The sequence below is a fragment of the Curvibacter sp. APW13 genome (assembly GCF_032337135.1).
In the GTDB taxonomy this organism is placed as follows: domain Bacteria; phylum Pseudomonadota; class Gammaproteobacteria; order Burkholderiales; family Burkholderiaceae_C; genus Allorhodoferax.
The window spans coordinates 117,021-138,624 of the sequence record NZ_JAVXZZ010000004.1 but is presented as its reverse complement, the minus strand read 5'-3'; the positions used below and the strand labels follow the sequence as shown (position 1 = coordinate 138,624).

Sequence of the window (21,604 nt, the reverse complement as noted above, 5' to 3'; positions counted from 1 at the left end):
GATGGCTGGTAGTGTGGCATTCCGTCATTACAATGAAATCATGCTTGACGACCGCTCCAAGATGTTGATGAAGGCGCTGGTGGAGCGCTATATCGCCGACGGCCAGCCCGTGGGTAGCCGCACCTTGTCGCGTGCTTCTGGCCTGGAACTGTCGCCGGCCACGATCCGCAACGTCATGGCCGACCTCGAAGAGCTGGGACTCATTGCCAGCCCGCACACTTCCGCCGGACGCATTCCCACAGCGCGTGGCTACCGGCTGTTCGTGGACACCATGCTGACCGTGCAGCACGACGAGCTGCCTGCGCAGAGCATTGCACCGGGCCAGCCCCAGCGGGTCATTACCAACGCCGCCAACCTGCTGTCCAACCTGTCGCAGTTTGTCGGCGTGGTGATGGCGCCCAAGCGTGCCTCGGTATTTCGGCACATCGAATTCCTGCGGCTGTCCGAGCGCCGCGTGCTGGTCATCCTGGTCTCGCCCGACGGCGACGTGCAGAACCGCGTCATCTTCACCGAGGTGGACTACACCCAGAACCAGCTGGTCGAAGCCGCCAACTACCTCAACGCCAACTACCTCGGGCTGGACATTGACCAGGTGCGCTCCAAGCTGCAGACCGAGGTAGAGAGCCTGCGCACCGAAATTGCCGCTTTGATGCAGGCCGCGGTCACGGTATCGAGCGAGGCGATCACCGAAGCCGAGGACGAGGTGGTGATTTCGGGTGAGCGCAACCTGCTGTCGGTGTCCGACTTCTCCAGCGACATGGGCCACCTGCGCCGGGCCTTTGAACTGTTCGAGCAGAAAGCGCAGCTCATGCGCCTGCTCGACGTCGCCGGCCAGGCCGACGGCGTGCGCATCTTCATCGGCGGCGAGAGCCAGGTGGTGCCGTTCGAAGACCTGTCCATCGTGAGCAGCCCCTACGAAGTCGATGGCAAGGTGGTGGGCACACTGGGCGTCATCGGCCCCACGCGCATGGCCTACGACCGCATGATCCAGATCGTGGACATTACTTCCAAGCTGGTGAGCAACGCCCTGAGCCACCACAAGTGATTGTTGGTCGCTGGATACAAACAGTGCTGCGGTTTGCAGTTGTCTTCAAAAGCTTCCGGGAATTGTGGTTTTTCAATCTAGAATGGTTTTCGGTAGCCGATACGCGGCTTTCCATTTTTTCAATCTTGATATTTGCAGGGATCGACATATGACCAAGTTTGCTTCTGTTGTTGCTGGTTTGTGCCTCATGGCGTCTGGAATGGCCATGGCCGCCGGTGAACAGGGATCCGGCCCCAGCCCCTATACCGAGTGCGGTATCGGCGCTTCCATCTTCAAGGAAACCGACTGGGCAGCCGCCACGTCCAACGTCACTTGGGACCTCGGTACCACCGCCCTGTCGTCCGCGTCCTACTCGCCTGAAATGTGCTCGCCCAAGAAAGTCAAGGCAGCCATGCTGATCCGCGACAACTATCCCCAAATCTCCGAAGAAGTCGCGCGCGGCCAAGGCGAGCACCTGGAAGCTGCCCTTGAGATGTTCGGTTGCGGCGCATCCACCCAGTCCGCTGCAGCTGCCCAAGTGCGTGGCGAGTTCCGCAGCGTGGTGTCTTCGCCCTCCTACGGCGGCCAGAACCAGGTGCAGAAGGCTGGCCAGATGTTCCAGATCATGCAAACCGCTGCCCAAGGACGTTGCGGCGCCTGATGGTGTTTCTCTCGCAGCAAAATGCCCCCTCGGGGGCTTTTTTTTGGCCCCGCGCCAGGCGGTTCCTGGGTCTGGCCGTGGGCTTGCTGCTGTGCTGGCACGCGGTCGCCCAGTCCGCCACCGCCCAACTAGGTGACCCTGGATCGCAGGCTGGCCTGGCCCAGAGTGCTACCTGGCATCGCCTGTTGCACTATGAGCGCACTTGGAATGGCCAGGTACTCAGTGCCATCCACAGCCCGGAATTCTTTCTGGACCCCCAGGGCGCATCCGACCCCACGGCCGAGTTGGCTGCGACCTTGCGGGCGCTGCAGCTTCCGCTGGTGCGCGGCCAGGAAGACCAGCATGCAGCTTGCCGGTTTCCTGCCCGCCGCGCTTGGCTGGAAAGCCGCCTGCCCGAGCTGCAACGGGCCTTGCGCACGGAACTGCAGGCGCTGCATTGCCCGGCATTCGAGGAGTGGGGTGGTGCGGCTGGCCCGGCTTCCATCAGCCTCATGTTTGCCAATGGTTACCTGGGCAACCCCGCTTCCTACTACGGGCACCTGTTCCTGAAGTTCAACTCGGAAAAGGGCGGCCAGTCCTATCTGCTGGACCGAACCGAGAACTTCGGTGCCCTCGACGTCAAGGGTGACAACCCGGTCCAGTACATCGTCAAGGCGTTGGTCGGAAGCTATGACGGTGGTTTCAGCCAGATCGACTTCTTCTACCACGACGCGGCCTACACCGAGAACGAGTTCCGTGACCTGTGGGAGTACCGGCTGGACCTGACACCGCAGGAAACCCGATTCATCACGGCGCATGCGTGGGAGATCCACCGCAAGCGCTATACCTACTACTTCTTCCACGACAACTGTGCCTATCGGGTGGCTGAACTGCTGGAGCTGCTCGATGGCGTGCAGGCCGTGCCGCGCTCGGCACCCTGGGTCATCCCCCAGGCCGTGGTGGCTGAAGTGGCCAAGCAAAGCCTGCGCGGCAAACCGTTGGTTAAGCAACGCCTGCTCCATCCTTCCCGCCAGTCGCGTCTGTACCAGCGCTTTGCAGGCTTGAACGCGGAACAGCAGCAGGCGCTGCAATCCGTGGCGGCCGGTGCCGTCGGCCTGGACGAGGGCGCGGTCCGGCGCCAGCCGGTGCAAGACCAGGCCAGGATGGTCGACACCCTGCTGGATTACTACCAGTTCACCCGCAACAGCGTGGATGCGAGCGGCGAGAAGCGGTTGCCTGCGGAGTACTACGCCGCCTTGAAGGCCCGCCTGGACCTGCCGCCCTCTGCTTCGGCGACGAAGGAGGCCCCCCCTCAGGTCGGCGCGGCGCCCGACGCGGGGCACCCACCCGGTTGGCTGCAACTGGGCTGGGGAACCCAGGAGGGCGGTGGCACGGTGCAGACCCTGCGCATCCGCCCGGCCTACTACGATGACCTGGACAGCGAAGCGGCACAACCCGCCTGGAGCGGCTTGAGCATGGGCGACCTGCAGCTGGAACGCCAGGCGGATACCGTGCAGGTCAAGCGCCTGGACATCGTGGCCATCAACAGCCACCGCCCTTCGGTCACCGGTCTGCCGGGCGATGGCGGCTATGGCTGGGTGGCGCGGTTCGGTCTGGAAAAGCAAAGCCTCGCCTGCAGCGACTGCCAGGTGTGGCGGCTGCAGAGCGACTACCGCAAGGTGGTTTCCCTACCCTCGCGCAATGCCATGCTGGCCGTGGGCGTGGGTGGGGGGCTGCAATCGAACCGCAACGATGCCGGTCCCACCTTTGCCTCCTTTGTCGTCAAGGCCTCCAAGCGTTTCGATGGGGGCAGCCACCTGAACCTTAGCCACGAGGTCAAGTCACCGTTGGACCGACCCGAGGCCACGCGCCATGCGGACAGCCTGGAGTGGCGCACGCCGCTGGCCCGAGCGCTGGACTTCCGCGTGATGTGGGAACGCGACGGCGTGGCCCGCACGACCATCGGACTTGGCGCCTACTGGTAGCCTCAGGGTCATGCCGTGCGCAGGCTAGAATCGCGGGTTCGGTCGGGGCGTTAGCTCAGTTGGTTAGAGCAGAGGACTCATAATCCTTTGGTCGCGGGTTCAAGTCCCTCACGCCCTACCATTGGATTCAGAATTGAAAAGCCGCTTCAACCTCAGTTGATTGCGGCTTTTTGCTATCTATTTAGTAGCTGTCTACGCAGATTCTGTGCGGGCTACAGCCTGAAAAGCCCCGAAGAATCGGTGGCGAACCGCGTCGGTTATGCCTTCGTGCTGCCTTCGCGCTCGGCCAGTTGGCGGCGGCAATCGGCGTTGATGAGGCGCAGCTCGGCCAATGACTGGTCGATCTGGGCGCGCTTCTTTTCCAGCTCGGCAATTTCCTGGTCGGTGCGTTCGATCACGTAGCCCAGCTGCTGGCTGCGGCCTTCGCCCTGTTCGCCGTACAGGTCCAGGTAGTTCTTGATTTCACCCAGGGACGAGCCGATGGCCTTGGCCCGCAGGATCAGGGCCAGGCGGGCGCGGTCGCGCCGGGTGTAGACGCGGGCGCCGTTGATGCGGCGGGGGCTGAGCAGCCCCTTGTCCTCGTAGAAGCGCAGCGCGCGCAAGGATATGCCGAACTCGCGGCACAACTCGGTGATGCCGAAGAGTTCGGCGGTGTCGACGTCGCGGTGCGACTCGACGAAGGCCTGCGCTGCGCTGACTTTCATGGCGCTTGCGTGCTTACAGAACGCGCTGCAGGCGCATGGCCACGCTCATGTCGCCGCTGACCTTGAGCTTGCCGGTCATGAAGGCGGTGGCGGGTTCCAGGTCACCCTTGATCATGGCGCCCAGGTTTTCCAGGGTGATGCCCACGTTGCAGTCAGCGCTGTCGGCGCTGTTGCTCACGCTGTTGGGGGTGGACTTGCCGTCGATGAAGATGGTGCCGTCGGCACCGCAATCGAACTTCAGGGTGGCAGCCAGGCCGCTGTCGGCGCCGACTTTGTTGCGGATGGCGGTGGTGCATTCGTCGAGTGTCATGGTTTTCCTCTGGATGGGTTGGTGTCCGCAATCGCGAAACGGCGCAATGCTAGCAGTCCTGGGTGCCGCAAAGTATAGGGTAAATACCTATAAGTCACTAGGTTGACGTTAACGTTACCTTGGCATCTAATGCGGCAAGTCCAACGTGAAGGAATTGCCTGCATGCCTGTCATCCGTTCCAAGATCAACCCGCGCAGTGACGCCTTTGCCGCCAATGCCCAGCGCATGGGTGGCCTGCTGGCCGAAGTGCAGCGGCTGGAAAACCTGGTCATCGCCGAATCCGAGTCCAAGCGCGAGAAGTTCGAGAAGCGCAAGCAGCTGCTGCCGCGCGAGCGTGTGGCCCGACTGCTGGACCGCGGCACCCCGTTCATCGAGATCAGCCGCCTGGCCGGTCTGAACATGCACGACGACGACGGCAAGAAGTCCGTCATGGGCGGGGGCTCCATCGTCGGCATCGGTGTGGTGTCGGGCAAGCGCTGCCTCATCTCCGTGAACGACAGCGCCGTCAAGGGCGGTACCGTGGCGCCCATGGGTCTGAAGAAAGGCCTGCGCGGCCAGCAGATTGCGCTGGAGAACAAGCTGCCCATCATCAGCCTGGTGGAAAGCGGCGGTGCCAACCTGATGTACCAGGCCGAAATCTTTGTCGACGGTGGGCGCAGCTTTGCCAACCAGGCCCGCATGTCGGCCGCAGGCATTCCGCAGATTTCCGTCGTGCACGGATCCAGCACGGCCGGTGGCGCCTACCTGCCGGGCCTGTCGGACTACGTGATCCTGGTGCGTGGCCGCTCCAGCATCTACCTCGCCGGACCGCCGCTGGTGAAGGCGGCCATCGGCGAAGACGCAACCGACGAGGAATTGGGGGGCGCCGAAACCCATGCGCAGGTGACCGGCCTGGGCGAATACCTGACCGAAGACGACGCCCACGCCATTGCCATGGCGCGCGAGGTCATGGACAAGCTGAACTGGGACCCGGCCACCACCCCCACCGGCTATGCCGAGCCCCTGTTCGACGAGCAGGAGCTCATGGGTATCGTGCCGGCCGACGAGCGCGAGCCCTACGACGTGCGCGAAGTGATTGCCCGCCTGGTCGATGGCTCCGACTTTTTGGAGTTCAAGGCGTCATACGCTGCGGAGACCGTGTGCGGCCACGCCCGCATCCAGGGCCAGCTGGTGGGCATTCTGGGCAACAACGGCCCGATCCAACCCAATGGCTCCACCAAGGCGGCGCAGTTCATCCAACTGTGCGACCAGAGCGGCACGCCGCTGGTCTTCCTGCAGAACACCACAGGCTACATGGTGGGCTCTGCGGCCGAACGCGGCGGCGCCATCAAGCACGGCAGCAAGATGATCCAGGCCGTGGCCAATGCACGGGTGCCCAAGTTCACTATCGTGCTCGGTGGCTCCTTCGGTGCCGGCAACTACGGCATGTGCGGCCGCGGCTTCGACCCCCGCTTCATCTTTGCCTGGCCCTCGGCCCGCACCGCGGTCATGGGTGGGGCCCAGGCCGCCAAGGTCATGGACATCGTGAATCGCGCCAAGCTGGAGCGCATGGGCGCCGAAGTGAATGAAGAAGCGCTGGCCGCCATGTCCGACGGTCTGCGCCAGCGCCTGGACAAGGAAAGCGCGGCACTCTTTGGCACGGCGCGCCTGTGGGACGACGGAATCATCGATCCGCGCGACACCCGCCGCATCCTGGGGCTGTGCCTGCTGCTCGCTCGCGAAGCGGAGGCCCGCACGCTGCGCCCCAACACCTTCGGCGTTGCCCGCCTGTAACCCGCATCCAAACCCGAATACACCCCGAGGAGACTCTCATGCAATTCACGCCCGAACACGAACAAATCCGCGACACCGTGCGCAAGTTCGTCGCCAATGAAATCAACCCGTTCACCAAGGAGTGGGAAAAGGCCGGCATGTTCCCGGCGCACCAGCTGTTCAAGAAGATGGGCGACCTGGGTCTGCTGGGCATCAAGTACCCCACCGAATTCGGTGGCATGGGGCTGGACTTCAGCTACTCCATGGTCATGGCCGAGGCGCTGGGCGACTGCAACGTGGGCGGCGTGCCCATGGCCATTGGGGTACAGACCGACATGTGCACCCCCGCGCTGGCCCGCTTCGGCTCCGACGAATTGCGCAAGGAGTTCCTGGCCCCGGCCATCGCCGGGGACATGGTGGGCTGCATTGGCGTGAGCGAAGTCACCGGCGGCTCCGACGTGGCCGCGCTCAAGACCACGGCGAAGAAGGACGGTGGTGACTACGTCATCAATGGCTCCAAGATGTGGATCACCAACGGCATGCAGGCCGACTGGTGTTGCCTGCTGGCCAACACCAGCGAAGGCCCGGTGCACAAGAACAAGTCGCTCATCATGGTGCCGCTGAACACCCCGGGCGTCACGCGCCAGAAGATCGAGAAGATCGGCATGCACTCCAGCGACACCGCGCAGCTGTTCTTCGACAACGTGCGTGTGCCGCAGCGCAATGTCATCGGCCAGGAAGGCATGGGCTTCATGTTCCAGATGCTGCAGTTCCAGGAAGAGCGCCTGTACGGTGCCGCCGGTGCCTTGCGTTCGCTCGACAACCTCATCGACCAGACCATTGCCTACTGCCGTGAGCGCAAGACCTTCGGCCAGCCCCTGCTGCACAACCAGGTCATCCACTTCCGGCTGGCCGAACTGCGCACCGAGGTGGAGGCCCTGCGCGCGCTCACCTACCGTGCCGTGGAAATGTACATAAGCGGCAAGGACGTGACCAAGCTGGCCTCCATGGCCAAGCTCAAGGCGGGTCGCCTGTCGCGCGAAGTGGCCGACAGCTGCCTGCAGTACTGGGGCGGCATGGGCTTCACCGCCGACAACCCGATTTCCCAGTCCTACCGCGATGGCCGCCTGATCTCCATCGGCGGTGGTGCCGACGAGATCATGCTGGGCATCATCTGCAAGCTCGAAGGCACGCTGCCGGGCAAGCAGCACTGAGCAGCACGGAATTCAGTTGCTATGAATTTCGAAGCTATCCACGCAGTCCGTACGCGGGCTGTACTCGAAATAACCCTCAACAAGCCGGAGTCGCGCAACGCCATGTCGCTGGCCATGGTGGCTGAGCTGCAGCAGGCGCTCCAGGCTGCCGAGCAGTCGGCGGGCCAGGCGGATGCCGTGCGCGTCGTCGTGCTGCGCGGGGCTGGGGGGCATTTCTGCTCGGGGGCCGACCTCAAGGACATGGCAGCAGCGCGCATGCGCGCCATGCAGGGCGGCGAAGACGGCACCGACCCCATTGCCGAGGTCAACGCCCAGTTCGGGCGCATGTGCGCGGCGTTTGCGAATTCGCCGCTGGCGATCGTGGCCGTGCTCGAAGGCACGGTCATGGGCGGCGGTTTCGGTCTGGCCTGTGTGGCCGACGTGGCCATTGCGTCGGAAACGGCGAGCTTTCGCTTGCCCGAGACCTCGCTGGGTGTGGTGCCGGCACAGATTGCGCCCTTCCTGGTGGAGCGCTTGGGCTACTCGCAGGCCAAGCGCCTTGCCGTCACCGGCGGTCGCCTGGCCGCCGCGGCGGCGCTGGCCATGGGCCTGGTGCACCAGCAGGTGCCGACAGCGCAGCTGCAGTCCGCGCTGGACGCCGTGCTGGCCGACATCCTGGCCTGCGCGCCCGGCGCACTGGCCGCCACCAAGGCGCTGATGGCCAAGGCCCGCTTGCAGGCCCCGGCCTCGCTGGTGGACGAGGCCGCTGCCATCTTCTCCCGTGCGGCCCAGGGCCCCGAAGGCATGGAAGGCATGGGCGCCTTCCTCCAGAAACGCAAACCGAATTGGGTACCTGCATGAGATGTTGCATTCCTATGAGCCGCGTGCGGAGTCTGGGCGGCGAAGCGTTTTGCTCCGTGTCCCCCGAGCGCTGCGCGCTCTCCTCCTTTACCTACGCAAAACGCTCCACCACCCAGACTCTGAGGGACGTGATCGATGTTTAGCAAAATTCTTATCGCCAATCGCGGGGAGATCGCTTGCCGCGTGATCCGCACCGCACGCAAGCTCGGCTACGCCACGGTGGCCGTCTACAGCGATGCCGACCGTGACGCTCCCCACGTGGCCCTGGCCGACGAGGCGGTGCACATCGGTGCCTCGCCCGCGGCCGAGTCCTACCTGAAGTTCGAGGCCATTCTGGAAGCCTGCCGCCAGACCGGGGCCGATGCCCTGCACCCCGGCTACGGTTTCCTGAGCGAGAACGCGGCCTTTGCACAGGCCTGTGCGGACGTCAACGTCGTGTTCATCGGCCCACCGGCGAGCGCCATTGAAGCCATGGGCGACAAGGCGCTGGCCAAGAAGCGCATGCTGGCGGCAGGCGTGCCCTGCGCGCCGGGCTACCTGGGCGAAGACCAGAACGACGAAACGCTGATTCGTGAGGCCAAGAAGCTCGGCTACCCACTGCTGGTGAAGGCCGTGGCGGGCGGCGGTGGGCGTGGCATGCGCCTGGTGCGTGCGGATGCGGAATTGCAAGGCGCCATCGACGGTGCCCGCCGCGAGGCCACCAGTGCCTTTGGCGACGGTACGCTCATGCTGGAGCGCCTGATCGACAACGGCCGCCACATCGAGATCCAGGTGTTTGCAGATGCACATGGCAACGCCGTGTACCTGGGCGAGCGCGACTGCACGGCCCAGCGCCGTCGCCAGAAGGTCATCGAGGAGGCGCCGTCACCCGTGGTGTCCCCCGCCATGCGCGAAGCCATGGGCCGTGACGCGGTGGCTGCCGCACTGGCCGTGGGCTACCGCGGTGCAGGCACGGTGGAGTTCATCGTGGACGACCAGCTCAACCACTACTTCCTGGAAATGAACACCCGCTTGCAGGTCGAGCACCCGGTGACGGAGTGCATCACCGGCTACGACCTGGTGGAGTGGCAGTTGCAGGTGGCGGCGGGTGATGAGTTGCCCGCCAAGCAGGACGGCATTCGCTTGACGGGCCACGCCATCGAGGCGCGCCTGTATGTGGAAGACCCCTACACCGCCTTCGCCCCGCAGACCGGGCAGGTGCTGTGGTGGAAGCCCGAGGCTGCGATACAAGGCGGCGTGGAAAGCGGGCGTATCGCCAGCGGAGTTCGCATTGACGACGGCATCCGTGAAGGCGCAGTCGTGTCACCCTTCTACGATCCCATGGTGGCCAAGGTGATCGTCCACGGGCGCGACCGTGGCGACGCCATCCGCCGCCTGCGCGCAGCCCTGGCGCAGGCGCCGCTGCTGGGCCTGAAGAACAACGGCCGCTTCCTGAGTGACCTGGTGGATCACCCGGCGTTCCGCAGGGCCGAGATGACGACCACGCTGATCGACCAGTGGCTGGAGCGGGGCGAACCCTTGCTGCAGGCCCCGGTGGCCACGGACGACGCCTGGTGCGTGGCGGCCATGGCCCGGGCTTCTGCATCGGGTACCAGCTGGCGTGCCAACAGCGTCTCCGCGTACGGCTTCACGCTGCGCTGCGGGGATGAGACCCGCGCTGTGCGGGTGAACCCCGACCGCGCGGGCGGCGTCGCCGTCACGCTGGGCACCCGCACCGAGCAGGCGCGAGTGCTGTCCTTCGCGGTCGGTGTCATGCGCTTCGAGCTGCGCGGCGTGCAGCAGAGCGCTGTAGCCATGTTGTCCGGCGCGCAGGTGCATCTGGCTTACCGGGGGCACAGCTTTGTGTTTGAAGAAGTGTCTCCGTTCCCGAGTGCTGACGCCTTGCAGGACCCGAGTCGCGCCTTGTCGCCAGTGGCGGGCAAGGTCACCCAGGTGCTGGTGCAGCCAGGCGACAGCGTCGCCGAGGGCCAGCAACTGGTATGCGTGGAAGCCATGAAGATGGAAATGTGGCTCTGTGCCCAGGCCGCAGGCGCGGTCAAGGCCCTACACGCCAAGGCGGGGGACCAGGTGGAGTCCGGTGCCCTGCTGGTGGAACTCGCAATCAATAACCCGACGGAAGCATGATGGAAAAAGCCATTCTCACCTGTGCGCTGACCGGCGTGCTCACCAATCCCAAGCAGCACCCGGTGCCGGTCACCCCGGCCCAGATGGCTTCTGAGGCGCGCGACGCCTTCAACGCAGGGGCCAGCATCATGCACGTGCATGTGCGCATGCAGGAAGAGGGCATGGGCCACATGCCGTCGTGGGACCCGGATGTGGCCGAGGCCACAGTCAACGCGATCCGCGAAGCCTGCCCCGGTGTCATCATCAACCTCACCACGGGCGTGATCGGCAAGGACATCTCCGGACCGGTCGAGTGCATCCGCCGCGTCAAGCCCGAAATCGCGGCCTGCAATGCGGGCAGCCTCAATTACCTCAAGATCAAGGAAGACGGGAACTGGGCCTGGCCCCCCATGGTGTTCGACAACCCCGTGGCCAAGGTGCAGCAGTTCCTCGATGTGATGGGCGAGTGTGGCACGCACCCCGAGTTCGAATGTTTCGACGTGGGCATCGTGCGCTGCGTGACCATGTACCTCAAGAACGGCATGCTCAAGCCCGAGATGGGCACGCCCGAATACAACCTGGTCATGGGCGTGGCCTCGGGCATGCCCTGCGACGCGGACCTGCTGCAGCTGCTGCCCCAGTGGATGGCACCAGGGAGCCTGTGGCAGACCACGCTCATCGGTCGCCAGGAAATCTGGCCGGTGCACCAGAAGACCGCCGAATTGGGTGGCATGCTGCGCACGGGCCTGGAAGACACCTTCTACCTGCCCAATGGCGAACGTGCCCGTGGCAATGGCGACCTGATCACCGAGCTGGCCGCCTGTGCCACCCGCGCCGGGCGCTCGGTGGCTACGCCCGCCGAAGCGCGTGCGCTGCTGGGCCTGAAAGGCTGAGGCCATGTCCATCGATGCGACATCGCCGCATTGGGATGTCGTCATCGTCGGCAGCGGGTTCGGCGGTGCGGTCAGTGCGTTGCGTATGGCCGAGAAGGGCTACCGCGTGCTGGTGGTCGAGCAGGGGCGTGCACTGAGCCCGGAAGACCTCGCAGCCGGTGGCGACGACCCGAAGCGCCTGCTGTACCAGCCCACGCTGGGGCTCAAGCGCGGCTATTTCGCGCAGGAGTTCTACCGCCATGTCAGCCTGGTGCGTGGCATTGGCGTGGGGGGTGGCAGCCTGGTGTGGGCCGCAGTGATGCTGGAACCCCCATCAGCCTTCTATGCCGACCCGGCCTGGACGCGATTGCCCGCGCGTGACTGGCAGGCGGAGCTGGCACCGCACTTCGATACGGCGCGGCGCATGCTCGGCGTGACCCCGAACCCGCGCCACACCGTGCAGGACCACTGGCTGCAGCAGACCGCCCAGGCGCTGGGCGTGGCCGACAGCTTTTCGAGCGTGCCGCAGGCCATCTACTTTGGCGACGCGCAGCGCGTGGTGGACGACCCGTTTTTTGGTGGTGCTGGCCCGCAACGGCAGGGCTGCCGCTTCTGCGCCCAGTGCGCCACCGGTTGCCCGCATGGCGCCAAGAACTCGCTCGACAAGAACTACCTGCATCTGGCGCAGCAGCGCGGGGCCCAAGTGCTGCCCGAGCGTCGGGTACAGCGCATCCGACCGCTGCCGACCGGGGGCTATGCATTGGACCTGGCCCACCCCTGGGGCCGATCGATCGCGCCGCACGCCGTCACGGCGGACAAGGTCATCGTCAGCGCCGGGGTGGTGGGAACGCTGGAGTTGCTGCTGGCGTGCCGCGACCGCTGGAAGACCCTGCCGGCACTGTCGGCCGTGTTGGGGCAGCATGTGCGCACCAACAGCGAAAGCATCGTGCCCATCGTTTCGCGCGACACGCAGGTCGATGTGCGCGACGGCGCCACGATTTCCTCGCATTTCACCTGGGGTCGCACCCATGTCACGCAGAACCGTTGCTCGCCCTCGCACCGCATCCTGGCCTTGCAGACCGGTCCGCTGGTCAGTGATGCCGTGCCGTGGCGCCGCGCGCTCAAAGCGGTATGGAAGCTCGTTCGGCACCCGTGGGACGCGCTACTGCCCTTGCGTGCGGGCAAACGCTTTGCGCAACGTACTACCTTGCTGACGGTGATGCAGGCCGCAGACAACGAACTGGCCTTTGCCCTGGCACCGCGCTGGCGGGGCGGTGGCCTGCGCTCGGTGGTACCTCAGGGTCAGACGCGCGCACCGGCTTTCATTCCTGAAGCCAATGTGCTGGGCGAGACCTTTGCCAAGGTCAGCGGCGGGATGGCCGGCAACTCGGTGCTGGAAACCTTGGGCAACGTATCCATGACCGCGCATATCCTCGGTGGCTGTGTGATGGGGGGCGATGCAAGCACGGGTGTGATTGATGAGCGCCACGAGGTGTTTGGCTACCCGGGCCTGTACGTGATCGACGCCTCGGCCATTCCGGCGAATGTGGGCGTGAACCCGAGTCTCACGATCACGGCCATGGCCGAGCGGGCCATGGCGCAGATGCCGAAGAAAAATGCATAAATCTTATTGAGAGTGGACAGGCGCGAAAAAGTCGTGCTAGAATAGCGGCTTCGCGGCTGTAGCTCAGCTGGATAGAGTACTTGGCTACGAACCAAGGGGTCGTGGGTTCGATTCCTGCCAGCCGCACCAAAAAGATGCCCCTAGAACAGCAATGTTCTAGGGGTTTTTCTTTTGTGCCCTGTGAGAGGTCCCATGAGCCGCGCATTTGTCAAAGAAACCGATCCGGACGACGACGATCCCCAGTTGCCACCCTTGCCGCAGGGTGGCAAGAACTACATGACGCCGCAGGGCTTTGCGCGCATGCGCGCTGAACTGCTGGACCTGATCGACAACGAGCGCCCCAAGATGGTCGAGATCGTGCATTGGGCGGCAAGCAATGGCGACCGCTCGGAAAACGGTGACTACCTTTACGGCAAGAAGCGTCTGCGCGAAATCGATCGCCGCATCCGCTTCCTGACCAAGCGGCTCGACGTGGCCGAAGTCGTGGATCCCAGTGTGCACCATGGCAATGAGCAGATATTCTTCGGTGCCACAGTCACCTATGCCGACGATGAAGGCGTCGAGCGCACGGTGCGCATCATGGGCATCGACGAAGCGGATTCCTCGGCCGGGGACGTGAGTTGGATCTCTCCGATTGCACGTACCCTGCTCAAGGCCAGGGTTGGCGATGTGCTCAAACTGGTGATGCCAGAACGCGTGGCGGAGATCGAAGTGCTGGAAGTGGTCTATCCCGCTCCCTGAGCCAGGCCGAGGTAGAGGAACGTCGCATACCCGGCCAGCAGCCCGGCGCCCAGGATGCGCGGGAGCCTGCCGAGCACGGCGATCCCCAGGAAGTGCACGGCCGCAGCGCCCAGGATGGTGAAGACGCCGACCTCGAAGAAGCCGGGCACCTGCACCTTGTCGAACAGGGCGTACAGGCCGATGCACATGGGAATGCAGATGTGGCTGTCACCAACCTGCGAGCTCACCACGATGTCCTGGCGCCCCTTGAACGCGTAGTAGACCGCAATCATTGCATTGGGCAGTACCATCAGCGCGCCGCTGAGCCAACCGAGATAGTCGGAGCTCACCCACCGGTTGCCCGGGGCGGAAGCCCATTGGACGAGGGCGTCCACACTGAAATAGATGCCGTAGGCGCACAGCCCGATCAGCAGCAGGTCCAGCACGATGGACCGATGGAAGCTGCGGTTGCGCCGCACATTGTTCTTCAGGATATCGAAGACGTGCAGCACTTGCCAGAACAGGAACAGTGCCACCAGCACCAGTCCGTCGTAGCGGTCCAGCGTACGGTCCTTGCCCAGGGACCACAGCGTGCCCGTAAACAGGAACAGGGCCACCAGTGTCAGCAGCAGGTCGAGCCGGTACAGGCGGTAGATGTCGGTCTGTTTCTTGCCTTTTGGGGCTGTTGACTGGGAACCGGCGAACAGCGCCGCCAGTCCCAGGATCAGGGTCAGGTTGGTGACGTTGTTGACGATGCAGTTCTCGATGACGGCCTTGCCATTGCCTCCCGCGCGCGCCATGACGAACGCAAACGTCAGGTTCGCGAAGCCCGAGCAGTAGGGCATGATGAGGCTGCCAAGAACCGTGCCTTCGAAGCCTTTGCCTTCCACCGCCTGCAAGCGCCAGATCATGACCACGGAGGACAGGAGAAAGAGCACAAACAACCCCAGCGGATGCTGGAGGTAAACGAGGTAGGGCTCTGGAATGCGGATCACGGGCTGCAGTGTGGCGTCGGGGGGAAAGGCGTCGAGGATACTTTATGTACACTGGCCGTTTTCGCCCGTATTTGCCATGTCGCGCCAACTATCTCCTTCAGCCAATGCCACTGCCGAACGCATCGTCCGCCACTTCCAGAAGGAAGGGTTCGATGGCATCAACGAGGCGCTGATCCTGCGCATTCGCTTACGCAAGGGAGATGCACTGCAGGTGCAGGCTGCGTTCGATGCGGCCCTGGCCTCGGGCTCGCCGCTGCCCCTGCAGGAGTATTTCGAGATCGCCCCCTACGGCTTCTACTCGCAGGCCCGGGACTTCTCAGCGGCCAGCGCTGAATTCCGCACCGATTTCGGCATGAACCTGCGCAAGGGGATTCCCTCCCTCTATTTCGGCCCAGCACCGCAGGTGGTCGATGATCCTCTGGCGACCGGTACCAAGTACGACGCGATGCTCAAGCTGTCGAACAACCTCGATGGTTGCGCGCTCGGAATCGTCCTGAACGACCCCAACGCCTCCTTCTTCGACTACCTGGGGGCGCACAACCACTATGACTGGTCCAAGGTGATGGGCGACTTCAGTGCCGTGGCCAGCGCGTTCGGCATCGAGTTCGAATCGCTGTAGTCGATTGGGGGGTGCCCGCCGCGGTCAGATCGGCAGTGCGCCGATGCTGTGGCGGCGCACGCGCATGACGTCAGGGGTGCGCGCCAAAGTGCGCGTCACGGCCGCCAAGTGCTGGGTGTCACGCACCGCGATCAGGAAGCGCAGGTCGGTGCTTTCCTGGGCTGCCTCCTGACCCATGTCGATGTGCAGGATGTCAGCTTCGGCGCGTGCCAATGCGGCAGCGATGCGGGCCAGTGCGCCTTTGCCGTTGTGCACCGTGATCACGATGCTGGTCTGGAAGGTGCGTACCGGTTCATCGGCCCATTCGACCTTGATGAAACGTTCTGCATCCTTGTTCTGGAGTTTCTTGGCCACGCCGCATTCGGCCGTGTGCACCACCAGCCCTTCCCCGCGTCCGAGGTAGCCGACGATGTCGTCGCCCGGAACGGGGCGGCAGCAGCTTGCAAAGGTGACCGATGCGTTCTCGCTGCCATCGATGGTGATGGTGTTCAACGCGGCCATGTCCGACTCGGTGAAGCGGTGCTGGGTCAGCACCAGCGCATCGGGGCGTTCGCCGGTTTCGGCCAGCGTGGCAGCAATGCGCTTGGCGACAATGTTCGCGATGCGCTTGCCCAGACCGATGTCGGTGAGCAGTTCCTGGCGGCTCTTGTTGCCGGTAAAGCGCAGCAGCTTGTCCCAGACGACGGAGTTTTCCGGTGCATCACTAACGAACCCGTCGATTCCTTCGGCACGCAGGGCTTGCTGCAGCAGTCTTTCCCCCAGCGACTCGCTCTCGATGTGGGCCACGGACTTGAGGTGGTGGCGGATCTTGGACCGTGCGCGCCCCGTGCGCACGAAACTCAACCAGGCTGGGTTCGGGGATGCGCTGGCGGCCGTGATGACTTCCACCACGTCGCCGTTCTTCAGTTCCGTGCGCAGGGGTACCTGTTCGCCGTTGATGCGCGCGGCCATGGTGTGGTCGCCGATGTTGCTGTGGATCGCATAGGCAAAGTCGACCACCGTGGCGCCGCGCGGCAGTGCCATGATGCGGCTCTTGGGCGTGAACACGTAGACCGCGTCGGGAAACAGGTCCACCTTGACATGGTCCCAGAACTCGGCAGCGTCGCGGGTCTCGCTCTGGATGTCGAGCAGGGACTGCAGCCACTGCGTTCCCAGCCGGTCATTGGCGGTCTCGTGCGGGTTGTTGACCTTGTAGAGCCAATGCGATGCCACGCCGGATTCGGCCACCAGATGCATGGCCTCGGTGCGCATCTGGAACTCGATGTTGATGCCGGCCGGCCCGACCAATGTCGTGTGCAGGGATTGGTAGCCGTTGATCTTGGCTATCGCAATGTGGTCCTTGAATTTGCCCGGCACCGGCTTGTACATCTGGTGCAGCAGGCCCAGCGCGGTGTAACAGTCGGTAATGGTCGGGACGATGATGCGAAAGCCATAGATGTCGGTCACCTGGGCAAAGCTCAGGTGCTTGCTGTCCATCTTCTGGTAGATCGAATACAACGTCTTCTCGCGACCTGCAATGCGGATGGGCATGCCATGGTTGGAAAAGCTGGCTTCCACATCCGACTGGACTTTCTGGATCAGGTCGCGGCGCCGGCTGCGGGCCTTGGCCACCGCTTTGGCCAGTACGGTGTAGCGCCAGGGGCGCAAATGCCGGAATGCCAGGTCCTGCAGTTCGCGGTAGGTCTGGTTCAGCCCGAGCCGGTGGGCGATAGGGGCGTAGATCTCCAGCGTCTCGGTGGAAATGCGTGCCCACTTCGAGCGCGGCATGTCCGACAGGGTGCGCATGTTGTGCGAGCGGTCGGCCAGCTTGATGAGAATGACACGCACGTCGCGGGCCATCGCCAGCAGCATCTTGCGGAACGACTCGGCCTGGTTTTCCTCGCGCGTGGTGAAGTGCAGCTTGTCCAGCTTGGTCAGGCCATCCACCAGTTCGGCCACGGGTGCACCGAAGCGCTCGATCAGTTCGATCTTGGTGGTGCCGCAGTCCTCCATCACATCGTGCAGCAGGGCGGCCATCAAGGCCTGTGCATCGAGCTTCCATTCGGCGCACTGCGCTGCCACCGCGATCGGGTGGGTGATGTAGGGTTCGCCGTTCTTGCGCAGCTGGCCCAGGTGTCCTTCATCGGCAAAGCGGTAGGCAAGGCGAACCTGCTCGATGTCCGGGCCGCCGAGGTAGTCGAGCTTGGCCGTCAGGGCCGCGAAACTGGCTGCCGCCGCGTTGCTGGCATGCTGGCGGGCGGATTCGGTGCTGGCGTGGCTGCTGTGTCCCATGGTTGAACTGTAGCGCGCTCGAGCGAAGTCACCACGCGCGGGGCAAAAAAAAGCACCGCGAGGCGGTGCTTTTCCAGTGCATGGACCTGGCTTACAGGGGCACTTTCTTGAGCATTTCCAGGCCGACCTTGCCGGCAGCAATCTCGCGCAGGGCGGTGACGCCGGGCTTGTTCTTGCTTTCGATCTTGGGGGTATGGCCCTGGCTGAGCATGCGGGCGCGGTAGGTCGCAGCCAAAACGAGCTGGAAGCGGTTGGGGATTTGCTCCAGGCAATCTTCAACGGTAATGCGGGCCATAAAAAACTCCGGGTAAGCTAGGAAATGTCCAGTGCCTTGAATGTCTCGGCCCGGGCGCGGCGCTGTGCCACCAAACGAAGCCTCTGGGCATGGACGATCGCTTTCAGATCGAAAAGCGCTCGGTCAAAGGAATCGTTGATTATAACGAAGTCGAACTTGTTGACGTGCGCCACCTCCTCGGCGGCGTTTTTCATGCGCAGCTCAATCACCTCGGGTGTGTCCTCGCCACGCCGCTCCAGGCGTGCGCGCAACTCGTCCCAGCTGGGGGGCAGGATGAAGATGCACACGGCGTTGGCAAAGATCTTCTTGATCTGGAGTGCACCCTGGAAGTCGATCTCCAGCAGTATGTCCGCACCTTGCGCCATGCGGTCTTCGATGGCCTTTTTCGAGGTGCCGTACCGGTTGGCGTGCACATGGGCCCATTCCACAAAGGCATTTGCAGCGACCATGGCGTCGAACTCTTGGTTCGAGACGAAGTAGTACTCGCGGCCATGCTTTTCCTGGCCGCGCGGTGCCCGGGTGGTGTGCGATACCGAGGGCTGCACGCGCACATCCAGTTCCATCAGGGCCTTGACCAGGCTGGACTTGCCTGCCCCGCTGGGGGCGGCAACGACAAAGAGATTTCCTGGGTATTCCATCGACGGGCACCTGCAAAGCGGTTGGCTAAACCCCTTATTCTATGTTTTGCACCTGTTCGCGCATCTGCTCGATCAGCACTTTCATGTCCACCGAGACCCGAGTCAATTCCAGAGCTGCGGACTTGGAACCCATGGTGTTGGCCTCGCGATGCAGTTCCTGGATCAGAAAATCCAGCCGCTTGCCGATTTCGCCGCCTTTTTTGATGAGGCGCGCAATTTCGTCCAGGTGCGAAGCCAAGCGGGTCAGCTCTTCGGCGACGTCGATCCGAATGGCAAATGCCGTCGCTTCGCTCAGCGCCCGCTCCTGGGCGGCCTGTGGGGTGACAGTCTCGTCGCCCAATGCCATGGCTTCTTTCCAGCGCTCCAGGAAGCGCTGACGTTGCTGTTCCACCAATTGCGGTATGAGCGGTTGGGCCTGCTGGGCCAGGGCCTGCAGTTGCGCGATGCGGTCCAGCAGCATTTCGGCCAGGCGCTTGCCTTCACGTTGCCGCGCGTCGCGCAGTCCAGCGATGGCTTGCTCCATCAATGACAGGGCCACCGGGCCCCAGTCCTGGCTTGGCCCGGACTGCTGGTGGGCACACAAGGCCATCACTTCGGCCACGCTCAAAGGCGCGGCCTGCGGCAACCAGGCCCGAATGTTGTCCTGGGCAGCATTGAGTCGCTGCAGTGTCTTGGCGTTGGGTTCCACCACGCCCGCGTTGTGCTGACGATCGATGAAGGCGCGCACTTCGATCTTGCCGCGCTTGAGTTGGGCCATGAGCATTTCGCGCAGGGCGCTTTCCTGGGCGCGCAGTTCTTCGGGCAACTTGAAGGTCAGGTCCAGGAAGCGGCTGTTGACCGAGCGGATTTCCAGGCCCATGGATCCACTGGAGCCGGTCTCGGTGGTGCTGGCGGTGCTTTGCACACTCGCATAGCCGGTCATGCTGTAAACTGGCATTGAAGGTCTTATGGGTAGTTCTGAGAGGTGGGGAGAATAACCCCTGCCGACCCCGGAACGACGGGTTTTTTCACTTCGGAGGCACCTCCCGGGCACCTGTCAGGGCCCGCTGGGCTGGAATAACGCACTATGAACGCCAAGGTTAAACCTTCTCCACTGCCCCCGGATACCGTGATCGGGGGGTACCGCATTGTCCGCAAGGTGGCCGCCGGTGGATTCGGGCTGGTGTACCTGGCCCTCGATTCCGACGGACAGCAGGTAGCCGTCAAGGAGTACCTGCCTTCCTCCCTGGCCACCCGCGGCCCGGGTGAATTGGCACCCAAGATCCAGCCCGACAAGCTGTCGCTCTACCGCCTGGGTCTGAAGAGTTTCTTCGAGGAAGGCCGATCGCTGGCGCAGATTTCTCACCCTTCGGTGGTGAGCGTGCTCAACTTCTTCCGCGAGAACGAAACCGTCTACATGGTGATGAACTACCTGGAAGGGGCTGCCCTGCAGGACTTCATCGTCACGGCCCGCGACCTCAAGCAGGAAAAGGTGTTCCGCGAGTCGACCATCCGTTCGCTGTTCGACGAGATCCTGCGCGGCTTGCGCATCGTGCACCAGCACAAGATGCTGCACCTGGACATCAAGCCGGCCAATATCTTCATCACCGACGACAACAAGTCGGTGCTGATCGACTTCGGTGCGGCGCGTGAGGTGCTGAGCAAGGAAGGCAATTTCATCCGTCCCATGTACACGCCCGGCTTTGCCGCGCCAGAGATGTACCGGCGCGACGCCTCCATGGGGCCGTGGACCGACATCTACGCCATCGGTGCCTGCATCTACGCCTGCATGCAGGGCTACCCGCCCAATGATGCGCCGCAACGCCAGGAGAAAGACCGGCTCACGACCTCTCTGGGGCGTTTGCGCGGTGTCTACTCCGACAACCTCATCGAGGTGGTGGAGTGGTGCATGGCGCTCGATCCGCTGTCGCGTCCGCAGTCGGTGTTTGCCTTGCAAAAGGAGCTTGGCCGCGAGGGTGAGCGCCGCTACACCAAGCTCACGCTGGCCGAGAAGATGCGCATGCAGGTCGAAGGCCTGATGTCCGACAACAAGAAACCCTCACCGGCAGCACCGGCCAAGCCCAAATGAAGTTCTCTGTTTTCCAGATCAGCCGCAAGGGCGGGCGCGAGAAGAACGAGGACCGCCACGGCTACTGCTACACCAAGAATTCGTGCCTGTTCCTGCTGGCCGATGGCATGGGCGGGCACCCGGATGGTGAGGTGGCGGCGCAGATCGCCCTGCAGACCGTGACCGCGCTGTACCAGAAAGAGGCCACGCCGTCGGTGAAGGACATTCCGGCCTTCTTCAATCTGGCCATCCTCACGGCCCACCGGCAAATCCTGCGCTACGCCGCAGAAAAAGGATTGCTCGATACTCCGCGCACCACCTTTGTGGCCGCACTCATGCAGGATGGCGCCGTCAGCTGGGTGCACTGCGGCGATTCGCGCCTGTACTTCGTGCGTGAAGGCGAACTGCTGGCCCGCACCCGGGACCATTCCTACCTGGAGCAGGCCGGCAATGATCTCGTCAAGCTGGCAGCCTTGGGCATGAACCGCAACGTGCTGTTCACCTGCCTGGGTTCGCCGACGCGGCCGGTATTCGATGTCACGGGTCCGGTCGGGCTCAAGGAAGGCGACCGGTTGCTGTTGTGTTCCGACGGCCTGTGGGGCTCGGTGCAGGACACCGAGATCGTCTACGAGCTGTCGCAGAAACGCCTCAACGATGCGACACCGGATCTGGTGGAAATGGCACTGCGCAACGGCGGACCGCACAGTGACAACGTGACGGTTGTTGCCGTGGAGTGGGAAACGCCTGATACGTTCCAGTCCACCCGCGGCAGCATCTCGACCCAGATGATGGAGGACGGCGTGTTTGCGTCCACCGTCCAGGCCGGCACGTTCGAACCGGGTGCTGACGATCTGGATGACGACGCCATCGAGCGCTCGATCGCCGAAATCAACGATGCGATCCGCCGCTCCGCGGCGGTGCGCAAACCCTGAAGCCCCTTCCAAGGACAAC

Annotated in this window: 20 protein-coding genes and 2 tRNA genes; 15 read left to right on the top strand and 7 right to left on the bottom strand. The window is 63.7% G+C overall.

What is annotated here, in order from left to right; genetic code table 11:
* Positions 1–40 precede the first annotated feature (40 nt).
* From hrcA to RQP54_RS16395, 4 genes are all read left to right on the top strand, one after another.
* A complete protein-coding gene (gene hrcA / locus RQP54_RS16410) occupies positions 41–1,045 on the top strand; it encodes a heat-inducible transcriptional repressor HrcA (protein WP_315679495.1) in 1,005 nt (334 codons plus the stop codon).
* Between the two features lie 148 nt (positions 1,046–1,193).
* A complete protein-coding gene (locus RQP54_RS16405) occupies positions 1,194–1,685 on the top strand; it encodes a DUF3015 family protein (protein ID WP_315679494.1) in 492 nt (163 codons plus the stop codon).
* Positions 1,685–3,649: a DUF4105 domain-containing protein gene (locus RQP54_RS16400; RefSeq protein ID WP_315679492.1), complete on the top strand. Its 1,965-nt coding sequence runs from the start codon at positions 1,685–1,687 to the stop codon at positions 3,647–3,649. Before RQP54_RS16405 ends, RQP54_RS16400 begins: the two co-directional genes overlap by 1 nt.
* Positions 3,650–3,693: 44 nt before the next feature.
* Positions 3,694–3,770 (top strand) — tRNA-Ile (locus tag RQP54_RS16395).
* A 136-nt stretch (positions 3,771–3,906) separates the two neighbouring features.
* Here the strand turns inward: RQP54_RS16395 and RQP54_RS16390 are convergent.
* Together RQP54_RS16390 and RQP54_RS16385 are read right to left on the bottom strand one after the other, a co-directional pair.
* Positions 3,907–4,353 carry a MerR family DNA-binding transcriptional regulator gene (locus RQP54_RS16390; RefSeq protein ID WP_315679491.1) on the bottom strand — a complete coding sequence of 149 codons (447 nt, stop codon included), beginning with the start codon at positions 4,351–4,353 and terminating at the stop codon, positions 3,907–3,909.
* 13 nt (positions 4,354–4,366) lie between these two features.
* Entirely contained in the window at positions 4,367–4,663 is a 297-nt protein-coding gene (locus tag RQP54_RS16385) for an SCP2 sterol-binding domain-containing protein (RefSeq protein WP_315679490.1), read from the bottom strand.
* A 162-nt stretch (positions 4,664–4,825) separates the two neighbouring features.
* Between RQP54_RS16385 and RQP54_RS16380 the strand changes: the two genes are divergently transcribed.
* From RQP54_RS16380 to greB, 8 genes are all read left to right on the top strand, one after another.
* Positions 4,826–6,436, top strand: coding sequence for an acyl-CoA carboxylase subunit beta (locus tag RQP54_RS16380; RefSeq protein ID WP_315679489.1), 1,611 nt, complete (start codon positions 4,826–4,828; stop codon positions 6,434–6,436).
* A 38-nt stretch (positions 6,437–6,474) separates the two neighbouring features.
* Complete coding sequence (locus RQP54_RS16375; RefSeq protein ID WP_315679487.1) at positions 6,475–7,629, top strand: acyl-CoA dehydrogenase family protein; 1,155 nt, start codon at positions 6,475–6,477, stop codon at positions 7,627–7,629.
* 21 nt (positions 7,630–7,650) lie between these two features.
* Positions 7,651–8,469, top strand: coding sequence for an enoyl-CoA hydratase/isomerase family protein (locus RQP54_RS16370; protein ID WP_315679486.1), 819 nt, complete (start codon positions 7,651–7,653; stop codon positions 8,467–8,469).
* A 135-nt stretch (positions 8,470–8,604) separates the two neighbouring features.
* A complete protein-coding gene (locus RQP54_RS16365) occupies positions 8,605–10,593 on the top strand; it encodes an acetyl/propionyl/methylcrotonyl-CoA carboxylase subunit alpha (RefSeq protein ID WP_315679485.1) in 1,989 nt (662 codons plus the stop codon).
* Positions 10,590–11,465, top strand: coding sequence for a 3-keto-5-aminohexanoate cleavage protein (locus RQP54_RS16360; RefSeq protein ID WP_315679484.1), 876 nt, complete (start codon positions 10,590–10,592; stop codon positions 11,463–11,465). The genes RQP54_RS16365 and RQP54_RS16360 overlap by 4 nt, the downstream gene beginning before the upstream one ends.
* Before the next feature lie 4 nt (positions 11,466–11,469).
* The gene (locus tag RQP54_RS16355) at positions 11,470–13,068 is read left to right on the top strand and encodes a GMC family oxidoreductase (protein ID WP_315679483.1); all 1,599 of its coding nucleotides are present in this window, start codon (positions 11,470–11,472) and stop codon (positions 13,066–13,068) included.
* A 52-nt stretch (positions 13,069–13,120) separates the two neighbouring features.
* Positions 13,121–13,197, top strand: a tRNA-Arg gene (locus tag RQP54_RS16350).
* A gap of 63 nt (positions 13,198–13,260) precedes the next feature.
* Complete coding sequence (gene greB, locus RQP54_RS16345; protein WP_315679482.1) at positions 13,261–13,809, top strand: transcription elongation factor GreB; 549 nt, start codon at positions 13,261–13,263, stop codon at positions 13,807–13,809.
* Here the strand turns inward: greB and RQP54_RS16340 are convergent.
* The gene (locus RQP54_RS16340) at positions 13,794–14,783 is read right to left on the bottom strand and encodes a hypothetical protein (protein ID WP_315679481.1); all 990 of its coding nucleotides are present in this window, start codon (positions 14,781–14,783) and stop codon (positions 13,794–13,796) included. The two genes, greB and RQP54_RS16340, sit on opposite strands and share 16 nt — an antisense overlap.
* A 76-nt stretch (positions 14,784–14,859) precedes the next feature.
* Between RQP54_RS16340 and RQP54_RS16335 the strand changes: the two genes are divergently transcribed.
* A complete protein-coding gene (locus RQP54_RS16335; RefSeq protein WP_315679480.1) occupies positions 14,860–15,402 on the top strand; it encodes a hypothetical protein in 543 nt (180 codons plus the stop codon).
* A gap of 24 nt (positions 15,403–15,426) precedes the next feature.
* Here the strand turns inward: RQP54_RS16335 and RQP54_RS16330 are convergent, their stop codons facing one another.
* The 4 genes from RQP54_RS16330 to RQP54_RS16315 form a co-directional block, all read right to left on the bottom strand.
* Positions 15,427–17,673 (bottom strand): bifunctional (p)ppGpp synthetase/guanosine-3',5'-bis(diphosphate) 3'-pyrophosphohydrolase, encoded by a 2,247-nt coding sequence (locus RQP54_RS16330; protein WP_315679479.1) that lies wholly within the window; start codon positions 17,671–17,673, stop codon positions 15,427–15,429.
* Between the two features lie 91 nt (positions 17,674–17,764).
* Positions 17,765–17,968: a DNA-directed RNA polymerase subunit omega gene (gene rpoZ / locus RQP54_RS16325; RefSeq protein WP_313867465.1), complete on the bottom strand. Its 204-nt coding sequence runs from the start codon at positions 17,966–17,968 to the stop codon at positions 17,765–17,767.
* A 17-nt stretch (positions 17,969–17,985) separates the two neighbouring features.
* Positions 17,986–18,606, bottom strand: coding sequence for a guanylate kinase (gene gmk, locus RQP54_RS16320; protein ID WP_315679477.1), 621 nt, complete (start codon positions 18,604–18,606; stop codon positions 17,986–17,988).
* Between the two features lie 34 nt (positions 18,607–18,640).
* Entirely contained in the window at positions 18,641–19,543 is a 903-nt protein-coding gene (locus RQP54_RS16315; RefSeq protein ID WP_315679476.1) for a YicC/YloC family endoribonuclease, read from the bottom strand.
* A 129-nt stretch (positions 19,544–19,672) separates the two neighbouring features.
* Here RQP54_RS16315 and RQP54_RS16310 point away from each other — a divergent pair, with 129 nt between their 5' ends.
* Both RQP54_RS16310 and RQP54_RS16305 read left to right on the top strand, forming a co-directional pair.
* Positions 19,673–20,674 (top strand): serine/threonine-protein kinase, encoded by a 1,002-nt coding sequence (locus RQP54_RS16310; RefSeq protein WP_315679475.1) that lies wholly within the window; start codon positions 19,673–19,675, stop codon positions 20,672–20,674.
* Positions 20,671–21,585 (top strand): PP2C family protein-serine/threonine phosphatase, encoded by a 915-nt coding sequence (locus tag RQP54_RS16305; protein ID WP_315679474.1) that lies wholly within the window; start codon positions 20,671–20,673, stop codon positions 21,583–21,585. Before RQP54_RS16310 ends, RQP54_RS16305 begins: the two co-directional genes overlap by 4 nt.
* Positions 21,586–21,604 lie beyond the last annotated feature (19 nt).

Excerpts from the sequence above, each read along its gene's own strand:
- hrcA (WP_315679495.1), top strand. The coding sequence starts at position 41 with ATGCTTGACGACCGCTCCAAGATGTTGATGAAGGCGCTGGTGGAGCGC.
- RQP54_RS16405 (WP_315679494.1), top strand. The coding sequence starts at position 1,194 with ATGACCAAGTTTGCTTCTGTTGTTGCTGGTTTGTGCCTCATGGCGTCT.
- RQP54_RS16400 (WP_315679492.1), top strand. The coding sequence starts at position 1,685 with ATGGTGTTTCTCTCGCAGCAAAATGCCCCCTCGGGGGCTTTTTTTTGG.
- RQP54_RS16390 (WP_315679491.1), bottom strand. The coding sequence starts at position 4,353 with ATGAAAGTCAGCGCAGCGCAGGCCTTCGTCGAGTCGCACCGCGACGTC.
- RQP54_RS16385 (WP_315679490.1), bottom strand. The coding sequence starts at position 4,663 with ATGACACTCGACGAATGCACCACCGCCATCCGCAACAAAGTCGGCGCC.
- RQP54_RS16380 (WP_315679489.1), top strand. The coding sequence starts at position 4,826 with ATGCCTGTCATCCGTTCCAAGATCAACCCGCGCAGTGACGCCTTTGCC.
- RQP54_RS16375 (WP_315679487.1), top strand. The coding sequence starts at position 6,475 with ATGCAATTCACGCCCGAACACGAACAAATCCGCGACACCGTGCGCAAG.
- RQP54_RS16370 (WP_315679486.1), top strand. The coding sequence starts at position 7,651 with ATGAATTTCGAAGCTATCCACGCAGTCCGTACGCGGGCTGTACTCGAA.
- RQP54_RS16365 (WP_315679485.1), top strand. The coding sequence starts at position 8,605 with ATGTTTAGCAAAATTCTTATCGCCAATCGCGGGGAGATCGCTTGCCGC.
- RQP54_RS16360 (WP_315679484.1), top strand. The coding sequence starts at position 10,590 with ATGATGGAAAAAGCCATTCTCACCTGTGCGCTGACCGGCGTGCTCACC.
- RQP54_RS16355 (WP_315679483.1), top strand. The coding sequence starts at position 11,470 with ATGTCCATCGATGCGACATCGCCGCATTGGGATGTCGTCATCGTCGGC.
- greB (WP_315679482.1), top strand. The coding sequence starts at position 13,261 with ATGAGCCGCGCATTTGTCAAAGAAACCGATCCGGACGACGACGATCCC.
- RQP54_RS16335 (WP_315679480.1), top strand. The coding sequence starts at position 14,860 with ATGTCGCGCCAACTATCTCCTTCAGCCAATGCCACTGCCGAACGCATC.
- RQP54_RS16330 (WP_315679479.1), bottom strand. The coding sequence starts at position 17,673 with ATGGGACACAGCAGCCACGCCAGCACCGAATCCGCCCGCCAGCATGCC.
- rpoZ (WP_313867465.1), bottom strand. The coding sequence starts at position 17,968 with ATGGCCCGCATTACCGTTGAAGATTGCCTGGAGCAAATCCCCAACCGC.
- gmk (WP_315679477.1), bottom strand. The coding sequence starts at position 18,606 with ATGGAATACCCAGGAAATCTCTTTGTCGTTGCCGCCCCCAGCGGGGCA.
- RQP54_RS16315 (WP_315679476.1), bottom strand. The coding sequence starts at position 19,543 with ATGCCAGTTTACAGCATGACCGGCTATGCGAGTGTGCAAAGCACCGCC.
- RQP54_RS16310 (WP_315679475.1), top strand. The coding sequence starts at position 19,673 with ATGAACGCCAAGGTTAAACCTTCTCCACTGCCCCCGGATACCGTGATC.
- RQP54_RS16305 (WP_315679474.1), top strand. The coding sequence starts at position 20,671 with ATGAAGTTCTCTGTTTTCCAGATCAGCCGCAAGGGCGGGCGCGAGAAG.